11 protein-coding genes and 1 pseudogene are annotated in these 13,649 nt (G+C 62.3%); 2 read left to right on the top strand and 10 right to left on the bottom strand.

Annotated features, from left to right (window positions below; translation table 11 throughout):
• Nucleotides 1-88 precede the first annotated feature (88 nt).
• The 8 genes from AC0V2S_RS21175 to AC0V2S_RS21140 all read right to left on the bottom strand — a co-directional run bounded on the left by AC0V2S_RS21175 (nt 89) and on the right by AC0V2S_RS21140 (nt 8,512).
• The gene (locus AC0V2S_RS21175) at nt 89-1,690 is read right to left on the bottom strand and encodes a YdgA family protein (RefSeq protein WP_475511442.1); all 1,602 of its coding nucleotides are present in this window, start codon (nt 1,688-1,690) and stop codon (nt 89-91) included.
• A 127-nt stretch (nt 1,691-1,817) separates the two neighbouring features.
• A complete protein-coding gene (locus AC0V2S_RS21170; RefSeq protein ID WP_475511441.1) occupies nt 1,818-2,885 on the bottom strand; it encodes an AI-2E family transporter in 1,068 nt (355 codons plus the stop codon).
• Nucleotides 2,886-2,911: 26 nt separating this feature from the next.
• Nucleotides 2,912-3,727: a DUF4892 domain-containing protein gene (locus AC0V2S_RS21165; protein ID WP_475511440.1), complete on the bottom strand. Its 816-nt coding sequence runs from the start codon at nt 3,725-3,727 to the stop codon at nt 2,912-2,914.
• Between the two features lie 23 nt (nt 3,728-3,750).
• Nucleotides 3,751-4,416 carry a glutathione S-transferase family protein gene (locus tag AC0V2S_RS21160; protein WP_475511439.1) on the bottom strand — a complete coding sequence of 222 codons (666 nt, stop codon included), beginning with the start codon at nt 4,414-4,416 and terminating at the stop codon, nt 3,751-3,753.
• Nucleotides 4,417-4,474: 58 nt separating this feature from the next.
• Nucleotides 4,475-5,338, bottom strand: coding sequence for an alpha/beta fold hydrolase (locus AC0V2S_RS21155; protein ID WP_475511438.1), 864 nt, complete (start codon nt 5,336-5,338; stop codon nt 4,475-4,477).
• Complete coding sequence (locus AC0V2S_RS21150) at nt 5,335-6,135, bottom strand: alpha/beta fold hydrolase (RefSeq protein ID WP_475511437.1); 801 nt, start codon at nt 6,133-6,135, stop codon at nt 5,335-5,337. The genes AC0V2S_RS21155 and AC0V2S_RS21150 overlap by 4 nt, the downstream gene beginning before the upstream one ends.
• A gap of 249 nt (nt 6,136-6,384) precedes the next feature.
• Nucleotides 6,385-6,828, bottom strand: coding sequence for a hotdog fold thioesterase (locus tag AC0V2S_RS21145; RefSeq protein ID WP_475511436.1), 444 nt, complete (start codon nt 6,826-6,828; stop codon nt 6,385-6,387).
• A 16-nt stretch (nt 6,829-6,844) separates the two neighbouring features.
• Nucleotides 6,845-8,512 carry an AMP-binding protein gene (locus AC0V2S_RS21140; RefSeq protein WP_475511435.1) on the bottom strand — a complete coding sequence of 556 codons (1,668 nt, stop codon included), beginning with the start codon at nt 8,510-8,512 and terminating at the stop codon, nt 6,845-6,847.
• A gap of 235 nt (nt 8,513-8,747) precedes the next feature.
• Here AC0V2S_RS21140 and AC0V2S_RS21135 point away from each other — a divergent pair, with 235 nt between their 5' ends.
• Nucleotides 8,748-9,653, top strand: coding sequence for a DUF2242 domain-containing protein (locus AC0V2S_RS21135; RefSeq protein WP_475511434.1), 906 nt, complete (start codon nt 8,748-8,750; stop codon nt 9,651-9,653).
• Between the two features lie 2 nt (nt 9,654-9,655).
• Here AC0V2S_RS21135 and AC0V2S_RS21130 read toward each other — a convergent pair whose 3' ends face one another.
• Nucleotides 9,656-11,074 (bottom strand): short-chain fatty acid transporter, encoded by a 1,419-nt coding sequence (locus AC0V2S_RS21130; protein WP_475511433.1) that lies wholly within the window; start codon nt 11,072-11,074, stop codon nt 9,656-9,658.
• A gap of 250 nt (nt 11,075-11,324) precedes the next feature.
• Here AC0V2S_RS21130 and AC0V2S_RS21125 point away from each other — a divergent pair, with 250 nt between their 5' ends.
• Nucleotides 11,325-12,734, top strand: coding sequence for a sigma-54 interaction domain-containing protein (locus tag AC0V2S_RS21125; RefSeq protein ID WP_475511432.1), 1,410 nt, complete (start codon nt 11,325-11,327; stop codon nt 12,732-12,734).
• A gap of 125 nt (nt 12,735-12,859) precedes the next feature.
• Here the strand turns inward: AC0V2S_RS21125 and AC0V2S_RS21120 are convergent.
• Nucleotides 12,860-13,649, bottom strand: a pseudogene (locus AC0V2S_RS21120) (helicase-related protein); the annotation flags it as partial.

The following is a 13,649-nucleotide window of genomic DNA, read 5'->3' as shown; positions in this document are numbered from 1 at the left end:
CAATTGACTGGCCTTTTTTATGGTTGCTGCGCAGCTCGTCAAGACTAGAACCTCGCACGAGAATATTGGAGCCAACACACAGAGCGTATTACTGCTCTTCTGGCGCCTCTTCCGGCATTTCTTCCGGCGCTTCCTCATCCAACGCACCAGCGTCCGGTGCTTCATCATCCGGCGCATAGCCTTCCGGCTGCTCATCCCCCGCGCCGCCGCCCAGGCCGCCGGCCTTGGACATCACCAACATCACGAACTCTTCCACCGACATTTTCTGGTCGTTGAAGATCACTTCGTTATTGGCGTAGTGCAGGTTGGATTCCAGCTTGTCGCCCTTCAACGCCACCATCTCGGTCGCCAGAGCCATGCCGCTGCCCATCTCGGTGAACATGGCGGCTTGATCTTCGATGGCCTTCTGGTCGGTTTCGCCGGCGATGGCCGCTTGCACGCGCACACCGTCGCCGATCACGGCCTTGTCGACCGACAGCTTGGCGTCGAGCTGGCCAATCAACTGCTTGGCCAAATCCGGCACCGGCAGTTCGAAGGACTCAGGCTTGTTGAAGTCCACCGCCAGGCTCACCAGGGCTTCGCCGTGGGCGGTTTTGATGGCGAATTTTTCCAGCGCCACATGGGGCTTGGCTGCCAGAAGGTCGCCAATACTGGCTTTCAACTTGGCTTCTTCAGCGGGGCTGAAGGCCATTTCCGGGGCTTCCTGGCCCAGGGCCTGGGCTTGTTGCACCGGCGCCAGTTTGTCTTTGTACAGCTCGACCAAGGACTGCATGGCCTTGGCGTCAAAGTCCTTCATGCGCCAGAGCATCTGCACGCCGGCGATATCTTTGCCGGCAAAGCTGATCTGGCCGATGTCGTAGGTAATATGCCCGGCGAGTTTGCCGGCGGCTTCTTCGAGGGTGGCGGTCTGCGAGACGTTCTTGATCAGTACCGGCGGCTTGTCGGCGATCTTGAATTCCATGCTGGCCAGCTTGACGCTGCTGTCGCCGAGGTAGAAATCGCCGCTGCCCAGCTTCTGGTCGCTGTCCAGCACCAGGTCTTTGGCTTCGAACCTGATCGCTTCACCGTTGGTGTCGGTGCCGCTCAACACCAGGCTGTTCATGCCGCCGCTGAGGGCGACTTTTTCGGCGTGGGCGCTCACATCCATATCCAGCTTGAGGCCGGAGAATTTTACGTTCTGGCCTTCGGCGGGCGAGAAATCCAACGGGGTCAGTTCAATGGTGCCCGTGGTGGAATGGTCGTAGCCCAGGCTCACCTGGCCGAACAATGGCGCTTGGCCCTTGGCGGCATCGAACCATTTCTGGGTCAGCTCGTTGGGTTCCAGTGCGTAGTTGCTGGTGGCCAATACCGGCCACAGGTTTAGTTTTTTCAGGCGCGCGGCGGGCAGCGGGCCGTGCTGGATATTGTCGACCAGCAACACTTCCAGGTGGCGAGCTTCGCCTTCGGAAGCGGGCATATCGAGGGTCAGGCGGTAATGGGCGGTGCTGGTGAACAGGTGGCTGTCCAGCGACAACAGTTCCAGCTTGCTGGTAATGCCGGTGCCGAGCAGCGCGTCGGCGCTTTTCTGGTTGGCTTCGACGATGGAGTTGGCCAGCACGCTCGGCAACTGGGTGCCGGTGTACCACGCGCCGACGGTGCTGAGCGCACCAATGGCAACCACAACGCCTACCGCTATTCCTGCTTTTTTCATGAGTCGACTCAACCGATGTCCGTGTTTAAGTAAGCGCCTTCCTGGCAAACAACCCTCGCGCTAGGTGCGCGGCACAGCGAAAGCGGCCGCGATAGTAGCACTGCCGCCATCGCCGCCGCTGTGTTGCCTATCGCTGTTCTATGATTCTCACGTCCGGCGTTGCCGGATCGGTTTTCACCCAATCGCTCAGCAAGCTGTAGGCAACGGCCAGTAGGGTTGGGCCTAGGAACAGGCCCATAAACCCGAAGGCCAGCAAGCCGCCGAACACCCCGAGCAGCACCACCACCAACGGCAGGTTGCCGCCGCGGCTGATCAGGTATGGCTTGAGCACGTTGTCCACGCCGCTAACGATAAAGGTGCCCCAGATACCGAGGAAGATCGCGTAGCCGTATTCACCTTTCCAGGCGAGCCAGGCGGTGGCTGGAATCCACACCAATGGCGGGCCCATTGGAATCAGGCTGAAGACGAACGTCAGGATGCCGAGCAGAATGGCGCCCGGCACGCCGGCGATCCAGAAGCCGATCAGCGCCAGCACCGCTTGCGCCGCCGCCGTACCAATTACGCCGTTGACTACCCGTTGCACGGTGCCCGCAATCAGGTGCAGATAGTGGTCGGCACGCGCGCCGATCAAGCGGTGCAAACCTTGGCGGACCAGGTCGGCCAAGGCCGGGCCATCGCGGTAGAAGAAAAACACCAGCACCAGGCTCAGGGACAGCTCCAGCATGCCGCCGCCGATTTTGGCGCTGCGCGCCAGCAGCCAGTTGCCGACTTCGCCGAGGTAGGGTTTGACGCTGGCAAATACGGCGGCGCCCTGCTGGTCGATGGTCATCCACCAGCCCACTAAACGCTCGCCCACCAACGGCACGCGGCCCAGCCACTCAGGCGGCGCCGGGAGCCCTTGTACCTGCAGGTCTTTGACCAGATTGACCGCGTCGCGCACATGGTCGGCCAGGTTAAAGCCCAGCCATACCAATGGCAGCACCACCAAGAACATCCAGCAGGCGGTGAGAATGCCCGCAGCCAGCGACGTGCGCCCGCCGAGCCAGCGTGTAAGCAAGGGCATCAATGGCCAACTGGCGAAGGCCAGCACGGCGCCCCAGAACAACGCGGAGAAGAACGGCGCCAGCACCCAGAGCGCCGCGCCTAACAAAGCGAGCAACAGAATCTGGACCAGTAAGCGGTCGTTATTAAGCATGTGTTTCTCCAGCGGGGTCAGGGCGACTAGCGCAGCAGCTTAAAGGATAGGCCGTCTGTTTGCGCTGGGTCGATTTCCATCCGGGTCGCCCTCACCCGCTGCGTCACCAACGCATCGCGCCAGGCTTCGGCGTATTTGCCGGAAAGGCTCACGCGCAAGGTGCTGTCCTGGTTGAGCGTACGGCCGAGCAATTCTGCCCAGGCATCCACCGGCTCGCCATCAAGGCGGGCGAAATCCAGCTCGCCGGTATTGCGCAGTTGCCGCAGCAAGGTGGCCGGGCCGGGCAATAGCTCGCCGAGATCGGCCTGGTTATCGAGTTGCTCAACATGCAAATACGCCCGGCGGTTACCCCGGGTAATGCTGTAGAGCGCCACCAACGTGTTCTGCTTGGGCTCGGCCAGGCGCAACAGCAAATAGGCTTGCTGGTCGTCCGCGCCCAACAGCTTGGCATTGCCGAACACCGAGTTGGCCCACAGGCTGCTGCCGCCGCATTCGCGCGCTTCACACCAGTACAGCAACTCGGCGCCCTGCTCCTGCAAGGTGTCGCGTGCAGCATTGAAGGCCTGGCCGGAGCTGTGTTCTGGCGGCAGCTCGTAGGTGACCGAACGCATACGCCCGAGGCTGTCCACTTGCCGCTCGTAACGCAGGTTGCCGCTGATACGGCGGATGGAACCCAGTGGGTAGATACGCTCCTGCCCCGCTACATCGCGAAAGTCGACGATTTCGGCACGGGGGAAGCGCGGCAGTATTTCCAGATCCTGGCTGCCGGGCAGATCGGCAGCGTTAGCCAAACTGGCCAGGGACAACATAACAACGGGCGCCAACAGGCTAGACAGTCGCATTGATCTTCTCGTTAAGCCGCATGTCATTTGATGAGCATGCTCTGGGCGGACTTCACCACCTTGTCAGGCGTGCCCATGGTGGAGGCAGGAACATTCAACCCGCGCTGTACGGCCGGCCGCTCACCAACCACCGCCAGCCAACGCTGCAGGTGCTCGAGCCCATCCACCGAAACGCCCGCCCACTCATGGCGCAATACCCAAGGATAGGTGGCGATATCGGCAATGCTGTACTCGCCCGCCAGGTATTCATGGCGGCCCAGCTGCCCGTCCAGCACTTCATAGAGGCGGCGGGTCTCGTGTTGGTAGCGGTCGATGGCGCCTTGCAGTTTTTCCGGAAAGTAGCGGAAAAACACATTGGCCTGGCCCTGCATCGGGCCGACACCACCCATTTGGAACATCAGCCATTGCATGACGGTGGAGCGGCCTTTGACGTCCGAAGGTAACAATTGCCCGGATTTTTCGGCGAGGTAAACCAGAATGGCGCCGGACTCGAACACGGCGAAGTTATCGTTATCGCGGTCGACAATGGCGGGAATCCGGCCATTGGGATTGATGGCGAGAAATTCGGGGGTTTTCTGTTCTTTCTTGTCGAAGCTGAGGATATGGGCTTGGTAGGCCAGCCCGAGTTCTTCGAGAACGATGGAAGCTTTGTGGCCATTGGGCGTGGCGGCCGTGTAGAGGTCGATCATGGCGAATCCCTGTCAGCCAAGCGGAAGCTGCCCAGCCTCCGCAGTTGGCCGGGGCAAGTCAAGGCGCGGCGAAAAACCGATTGAAACAGTCTGCGACTGCCTGGGCGCCCGCCTCGTCATCCAGGTGCAAGTGATGGCCGCCAACCAGACGCTCCACCTTGATCGGCGTGCCTTCCAGCGAACTCACCACCTGCGGCTGCGCATGCAGCATGCCGCCTTCGGCCACCACCAGGCATGCCGGACAGGCCACGCTGCGCACAAACACATCGGTATGCGCCTGGGTAAAGCGCAGCGGGGATGGCAAGGTCAGGCGGCTATCGGTGCGCCAGGTAAAGCCGCCGGGCACTGGCATCAAGCCGCGTTGAGCGAGCAACTGCGCCGCTTCCAGGCTGACCCCGCCAACGCCTTTCATGCGCGCCTTAACGGCCTGCTCCACCTTCTCGTAAACCGGCTTGCGCTTGCCAGCCAAGGCCAGTTGCTCACGAAGCGCGGAACCCAACTTGGCCGGTGCGGCTTCGGCTTCACCGGTAAAGGGAATAAGGCCATCGATCAGCGCCAGGCGTTCGATGCGCTCGGGCATAGAGCCGGCCAACAGCACCGACACAATGGCGCCCATCGAATGCCCCAATAGGGAAAACCGCTGCCAGCCGAACTGTTCGGCCACCAGCAGCACGTCGTAGGCGTAGTCCCAGAGCTGGTAATGCGCGCCTGCCGGACGATGGTCGGAATGGCCGTGGCCGGCAAAATCCAGGGCAATGATGCGCAGGCCGTCGAGCTTGGGCGCCAGGCGGGCAAAGCTCATGGCGTTGTCCAGCCAGCCGTGCAAGGCGATCACCGGCTTGCCGTCTTCCGGCCCGAACACGTGGGCCGACAGCTCGATGTGCGGCAGGCTCAGGCGCACTTCTTCGAAGGAATAATTCATGCGGTCTCCAAACGGACTTGCCAGCGATCGAACAGGGTTTTCAGCAGATCGGCCGTGGCGTGCGGGCGCTCCAGCGGGAACATATGCCCGCCTGGCAGCGTGAGGTACTGGCAATGCGGCAGGCGCCGGATTGAACGGGTGTGATGGGGCAATACCACGCGGCTGTGACGGCCACGGACCATGGCCAGCGGCACCTGCAACTGTTGCGGGCGGCCAGGATTGCTGTGCGGGACGCTGCGGTAAATGCTGATTTCGGTCGCCGGATCGAACAGCAGGCGCAGGCCCTCGCCATCGGCTTGCAGGCCGTGCTGCACGTAGGCGTCCAGGCATTCGGGGTCGAAGCGGCGGAACAGTGATTTGGCCGAGAAATAATCACGCGCTTCGGCGAAATCGCTGAAGGCCTCGCGGCGGCCCAACGTGCGGCCGGCCGGGGTAATGCGGTCGATAAACCCGAAGCGCTTGGCTGCACGAATGACGATGCGGTCGGCCAGGGTCAGCACCGGCGAGTCGAGCATCACCACACCGCGGTACAGCTCGGGGTGGCGCAATGCGGCGTGGTAATGCAGCACGCCACCGAGGGAATGGCCGACGCCCCACACCGGCTCGGAGAGCTCGCGCAGGTGGTGCACCAGTTCGTCGACCAGGTTGCTCCAGTTGTCATTCACCGGAAAACGCGGGTCGTGACCGTGCTGCGGCAAATGCAGCACGTGGTAATCCGGCGCCAGCGCGGCAAACAACTTGCCGTACGTGGCCGAAGGAAAGCCGTTGGCGTGGGCGAAAAACACCGGTTGCGACATACGCGGAACTTCCAGAAACAAAACTCGGGCGATTGTCCGTAAGCAAGCGGCGAGGGGCAATGACTGTAAGTGCCGGGAATGATGGCGATACGGCCAGGGGAATAAACCTGGGTGTTCACGCCAATCCATCCAAAACACCGTCATTCCCGCGCAGGCGGGAATCCAGAGTCTTGCAGGAGAACGAAGACCGCTCCGGAATTCTGGATCCCTGCCTGCGCAGGGATGACGGTGTGGGATTAAAGGGCTGCATCACACCAGCGGCGGCATATTCCCCAGCGGCACAATCGCCATCGTCAGCCGCGAGATGCAGCTGGGTTTGCCGTCATCACCGCTCAGGCGGATATCCCACACGTGGGTGGTGCGGCCCAGATGCACCGGCCGCGCCACCGCCGTCACCCTCCCACTGCGCACGCCGCGCAGGTGGTTGGCGTTCACTTCCAGGCCCACGCAGTAGAACTTGCTGCTGTCGATGCACAGGTAGCTGGCGGTGCTGCCGAGGGTTTCGGCCAGTACCACCGAGGCGCCGCCGTGCAGCAGACCGTAGGGTTGGTGGGTGCGGGAGTCGACCACGATGCTGGCGGTAATCGACTCGTCGTCAAACGCATCGAAGCGCACATCCAGCGCCTCGTTGATGGTGTTTTTGCGCAGGTTGTTCAAGGCCTGCAAATCCGGGGGGGTGCGCCACAAACTCATGCCAACTCCTTATCAGTCATTCATGCCAGACCAACGCTTCGCGCCGACCGGACCATTCGGCAAAGCGCCCGGCATAGGCGTCCTCCACCACACTGCGTTTGATCTTCAAGGTAGGCGTCAGAAAGCCGTTGTCCACTGCCCAGACTTCCTTGAGCAGAATCAGGCCGCTGAGTTGCTCATGCTTATCCAACGCGGCGTTCACATCGGCCAGCAGCGTTTTGAAGCTGCCTTCCAGCGCCGGCCGTGAGCCGTTCAGCGCTTCTTCGCGGCCGACATCTGAGAGCACACACAGCGCCATCGGCTGCGGCATGCCGTCACCCACCACGCACACTTGCTCGATACGCGGGTGCACCGCCAACAGGTTTTCAATCGGCGCCGGGGCCACGTATTTGCCCTTGCTGGTTTTGAAGATTTCCTTGATCCGTCCGGTCAGGCGCAGGTAGTGCTCGGCGTCTTGCTCGCCCTTGTCGCCGGTGCGCAAGAAGCCGTCTTCGGTGATGGTTTCAGCGGTTTTTTCCGGGTCTTTGTAATAGCCCTGCATGGTCGCGGGGCTGCGTACCTGCACTTCGCCGAGTTCGCTGATGCGCACTTCCACGCCGGGGCTGGCCTGGCCGATCCAGCCGGGGCGGTTTTTGCCTTTGCGGCAGATATGCGAGTAGCCGCAGTTCTCGGTCATGCCGTACACCTCGAGCACATCCAGGCCCAGGCGTTGGTACCAGTGCAGCAAGGCTTCAGGCACCGGCGCGGCGCCGGACAATGCGAAACGCACAGCGTCCAGGCCAAGACCCACCAGCACCTTGTGGCCCACGCGCTTGCCGATAAGCGGGATTTTCAGCAGAAAGTCCAAACGCTCGGCGGGCATCTTGCTGTACACGCCCATCTGGAATTTGGTCCAGATGCGCGGTACCCCGAACATCAGCGTCGGCCGGGCGCGGCGCAGGTCGACCAGGAAGGTGTCGAGGCTTTCGGCGAAGAACACCGTCTCGCCGGCATACAGGGAGTTGAGCTCTACAAACATGCGCTCCGCCACATGGCACAGCGGCAGATAGGACAGCAGGCGGTCGTCCTCGGAGGCCTTGAACAAGTCGTAAGCACTGCTCGAGGCAAACGCGAAATTGCCGAAGTTATGCATCACCCCCTTTGGCGTGCCGGTGGTGCCCGAGGTGTAGACGATGGTGGCGAGCTGGTCGTGGCCGCCGATGGGGTTGTCGCGGATGGGCGTGCAGGCTTGCAGCTCGCTCCAGTCCACATCAAAGGTGCCTTCGGGGTGCAGCGGTATGGCGATGGTACGAACGCCTTCGGGAACACCTGGCGCCATCGCGGCCCAGTCATCGAGCTTGCCGACAAACACCAGCGCGGCCTCGGAATGGGTCAGCACCTGGCGCACGGAGTCTGCGGTGAGGTTGGGGTACAGCGGCACCGACACATGGCCGGCCATCCAGATCGCCAGGTCGGTGATGATCCAGTGCGCGCAGTTCTTGGATACCAGCGCAATGCGGCTACCCGCTGGCAGTTCTTGGGCACGCAGCCAGTTGGCGGCGCGGCGGGCCTGGTCGCCGACATCCGACCAGCTCAGCTCCAGCACCTGGCCACCCGGCAGCGGCTGCACCATATAGCGCTTGTCGGGGTGGCGCGCCTCGCGCTGGAAGAAAATCTCTAGGGGCAAAACGGCAGCATTTGTCACAGGGCCTCCTCCTAATTATTTTTGTGGGGAAACTGCATGCAAAACAAAAACCAAGCACTTGCTTGGTCGGACTATTCCACGCACCACCCAACACACGCAAGGGGAGAAATGTTTAGAACTGTAGTCAGAGCGCAGTAACGGATTTAGAGCGCCCGACTGTGTATGAATAGCGACACACCATGTAGGAGTTTTCTGAGGCACAATACGCGACGCATTATTTTGGCCCGGACCCCCAATGTTCAAACCATTCACGCTGCAGTGCGCCGCTCTGGCGCTGGTGCTGGCAAGCGCTGCCGGCTGTTCCTCGAACAACACCGCCGTCTATGAGCACGAAGACTTCGCCGACTCGGGCACCTTCTCACGCAACTACGCCAGCAGCGACGCGGTGTCCTGCGAGGCCGCGCGCCGCGCATTGCTGAGCCAGGGTTACATCATCACCAGTGCCGACCCCAAGCAGGTCAGCGGCCACAAGAGCTTTCAGCAAAGTGGCGATAACCACTTGGAAATCACCTTCAACGTGGTGTGCACCGACGGCGGCGCCACGGACCACCACTCGACCATGTTCGCCAACGCCCTGCAGGACCGTTATGCGCTGAAGAAGCTCAATAACTCGGCCAGTTTGGGAGTGGGTGTATTGGGCTCGGTGTCGATGCCGATTGGCTCCACCGATGACTCGCTGGTGAAAGTGGCCAGTGAGACGGTGTCATCCGCCAAGTTCTATGAGCGCTTTTTTGGCTTGGTTGAACTGTTCCTGCCGCCGCAGGTGAAGCCGGCTGTGCCCGTGGCACCGGCGGCGCCCGAGCAGGATCTGGGTATTCCAGAGCCGCAGGCATTGGCCCCGGCTACCGCGCCGGTGATTCAGGAAGTGGTGACGCCGGTGATCGAGCCGGCTGCCGCGCCAGCCGTTGCGCCGGTTACTGAACCGGTGGTGGAACCGATGGCGACCGAATTGCCGATCAGTGAACCGGCGCCGGTGCCGCCAGAAGCCACGCCGGACGCTGCCGCCCTGCAAGCGGCGCCGCCGGTGGTGGAGCAGCCGATGACGGAAACGCCGGCGGATGTCGTAGACCCCGCTCCGGTGGAAAGCAGTGAAGCCGCGCCGGCAGCTGAGGCAAGCGGCGAACAGCCGCCCGCCCAATAAACCTAAGGCGCCACCGGCGGCGTGTACTGCAACGTCGTCCCCAACGCCCACAGCAGAAACAGCACCAACGGTGCGTGCGCCAGTAACTGCACAAACGAAAACCCGATCAGATCCCGCGCCCGCAACCCCAGCACGCCCAGCAGCGGCAGCATATAAAACGGGTTGATCAGGTTCGGCAGCGCCTCCGCGGCGTTGTAGATCTGCACCGCCCAGCCGCGGTGGTATTGCAGCTCGTTGGCCACCTGCATCACATACGGCGCCTCGATAATCCACTTGCCGCCGCCCGACGGAATAAAGAACCCCAGCACCGCCGAGTACGTGCCCATCAGCAGCGCGTAGGTGTCGTGGGAGGCAATCTGCACAAAGAACGTGGAGATATGGTGCGCCACGGTCTGGCCGTCGCTGCCGTTTACCGTGGTCATGATCGCGGCAATCGAGCCGTAGAGCGGGAACTGAATCAGCACGCCGGTGGTAGTCGGCACCGCCCGCGCCACCGCATCCAGAAAGCTGCGCGGCCGCCAATGCAGCAATGCACCTACCATCAGAAACAGCAGGTTGTACGTATTGAGCCCGGAGATCGCGACGATGGCCGGCTTGCTGGCGAACTCCTGAGCCAGCCAACCGGCGGCCAGCAGCACAAGCAAAATGATCAGCAGCGGGCTGTGTTCCAGCCATTCACCGGGGCGCGTGGGCTTTTCCAGTTTCGCCGCGTTAAAGCTCGGGTCGATGCCGCAAGCCTTGGCGTCCCGTGCACTGCTGGCGCTGGGCGCGGTGACATAAGCAATTACCAACGACACCACCACGAGCGCCAAGAGCAGCACGCCGGACTGCCAGAGAAAGATGGTTTCGGTGAACGGAATGACCCCGGTAATCGCCAGAATCGACGGCGGCAAACTGGTGGGGTTGGCCTGCAACTGCGCCGCCGAGGACGACAGCCCCAACGCCCACACCGCGCCCAACCCCAGGTACGCCGCTGCGCCGGCGGCGCGGTAGTCCATATGCAGCTCTTCCCGCCGCGCCAGCGCCCGCACCAGCAGGCCGCCGAACACCAGGCTCAGGCCCCAGTTGAGCAACGACGCCGACATGGAAATCAACGCCACCCAGGCCACCGCCGAGCGGCCGTTTTTCGGTACGCGCGCCAGCACGTCGATAAGGCGCGAAGCAGGCCCGGAGCTGGCCACCACATAACCGCCAATGACCACAAAAGCCATTTGCATCGTGAACGGGATCAGGCTCCAGAAGCCGTCACCAAACGCCTTGGCCGCCTGCGCTGGCGGCGCGCCCATGGCCAGCACCGCTACGGTGACCAGCACCACCGCCAAGGTGGCGAACACCCAGGAATCGGGGAACCAGCGTTCCGCCCAGTTGGAACAGCGCATGGCGAAACGCGCGTAGCGGCTTTCTTCGACTTGAGTATTCATCCGCGAACCTCATCGTTGTTGTTGTGGCTTGGTTATCGGCGGCGCCTGCACAACCGCATCGCGGCTGAAGCCGCTCCTACAATGGACCGAAATTGCCTGTAGGAGCGGCTTCAGCCGCGATGCTTTTGACGCAAACGCTCTAAACCGCACAGTGTGGTAGTGGCGCGCCGCTGCGTTTAGTTCCCGCTGTATGCGCTGCGCCGCCATTTCTGGCACCCTTGCCCCCTCCTCCCTACAAGGCCCGCGCCCCATGAAAGACGCCGACAACCTCAAGGACTACCGGCAGGTTCGCCAATTGGCGATCCGTTCGTTGTTCGAGATCGTTGAGCAGTCCAGCGAGGGCACGGTGATTGTCGACAAGGACGCGCGCATCGTCTGGATGAACGAGCGCTATGCCCGGCGCTACGGTCAGCCTAGCGCCAAAGCGGCGGTCGGCCAGGAAGTGGAGAAAATCATTCCCGGCAGCCTGATGCGCCAGGTGGCACAGACCGGCGAACCGATTCTGCTGGATATGCTCGACACGCCGAGCGGCCCATTGGTGGTGATGCGTCTGCCGATTCACGACGCCGTCGGCAAGGTGATCGGCGCCATTGGCTTTGCCCTGTTCGACCAGGTCACCCGCCTGGCGCCGCTGGTGACGCGCTTTACCCAGATTCAGCAGGAGCTGGCGTCCACTCGCTCGCTGCTACAAGCGCGGCAGGCCAAATACAGCTTCGCGCACTTTATCGGCACCAGCGCCCGCAGCCTGGAAGTGAAGCGCCACGCCCGGCGCGCCGCCACCACGGACTCCCCGGTGTTGTTGCTGGGTGAGACCGGCACCGGCAAGGAACTGCTCGCCCATGCCATTCACAGCGCCAGTGCACGGGCGAACAAACCCTTTGTCAGCGTGAACTGCGCGGCCATTCCGGAGAACCTGCTGGAAGCGGAATTCTTCGGCACCGCTCCTGGCGCCTTCACCGGCGCCGACCGCAAAGGCCGCTCCGGCAAGCTGCAACTGGCCGAGGGCGGCACGCTGTTTCTCGATGAAATCGGCGATATGCCGCTGGCCCTGCAAAGCAAATTGCTGCGCGTGTTGCAGGAGAAAGAATTCGAGCCGGTGGGTTCCAACCAGATGCTGCGCAGCGATATCCGCCTGATCGCCGCCACTTCGCTAGACCTGGAAGACGCGGTGGCCGATGGGCGTTTTCGCGCCGATCTGTATTACCGCCTGAGCGTGCTGCCGATTCCCGTGCCGCCGCTGCGCGACCGTCTCGACGACTTGCCGGCGCTGTGCGATGCAATTCTCGAGGAGCTGGGTCGCGGCCATTTCGACCTGACGGTTGAGGCCTTCGCCCTGCTCGGCAGCCATGCCTGGCCGGGCAATATCCGAGAACTGCGCAATGTGCTGGAACGCGCGGCGTTGCTAAGTGATGAACCGTTGCTGACGGCGGCGGCGCTGCGGACGGCGATTGGCCGGTTTAGTCCATTGCCTGCCGGCAAAGCAGTGAATGTCGGCGGCGACCAAGACTTTTACAGCGCCCGCGCGGCGTTTGAGCGCCAGTTGATCGAACAAAGCCTGGCGGCGCATAACGGCAATGTGGTGGAAGCGGCAAAGCGCCTCGGATTGGGGCGCTCGACGTTGTACAAGAAGATGGTGGCGTTGGGGATTGGCGACCAGTAACACCGACTTCCCATCCACCACCGTCATCCCAGCGCAGGCCGGGATCCAGAATCTCGGACCATACGGATATTTACGCACGACTCGAAAGTCTGGATCCCCGCCTGCGCGGGGATGACGGGGGTTGGTCAGACTTTCAACAACCGATCCCGCAGCTTGGTGATCTCATCGCGCATCTGCGCCGCCGCCTCGAACTCCAGGTCCCGCGCCAACTGGTACATCTTCTCTTCGAGTTGACGAATGCGTTTGTTGATTTCACTCGGCGAGCGCAGTTCGTTTTCGTAGCGCGCGTTTTCCTCGGCCGCCTTGGCCATGCCTTTGCGTTTGTTGCTGCGCGAGCCCGGTACCACGGCGCCTTCGAGAATGTCCTGAACGTCTTTCTTCACCCCTTTGGGCGTGATGCCATTGGCCAGGTTGAAGGCAATCTGTTTGTCCCGGCGGCGGTCGGTTTCGCCGATGGCACGCTCCATGGAACCGGTCATGCGGTCGGCATACAGAATCGCCCGGCCGTTGAGGTTACGGGCGGCGCGGCCGATGGTCTGGATCAGCGAGCGCTCGGAGCGCAGAAAACCTTCCTTGTCGGCGTCGAGAATCGCCACCAGCGACACTTCGGGCATATCCAACCCTTCACGCAGCAGGTTGATGCCCACCAGCACATCGAACGCGCCGATGCGCAGGTCGCGAATATCTCTACGCGTTCCACGGTATCGATGTCCGAGTGCAGATAACGCACGCGCACGCCGTGGTCGGCGAGGTAGTCGGTGAGGTCTTCGGCCATGCGCTTGGTCAGGGTGGTCACCAAAACACGCTCGTCGATGGCGCTGCGTTTTTTTGATTTCCGAAAGCAGGTCGTCACTTGGTGGTAGCCGGGCGCACTTCAATTTGCGGGTCGACCAGACCGGTTGGCCGCACCACTTG

The sequence above is a fragment of the Pseudomonas sp. CC11G genome (assembly GCF_056174845.1).
This window is presented reverse-complemented; position numbering and strand designations above follow the sequence as displayed.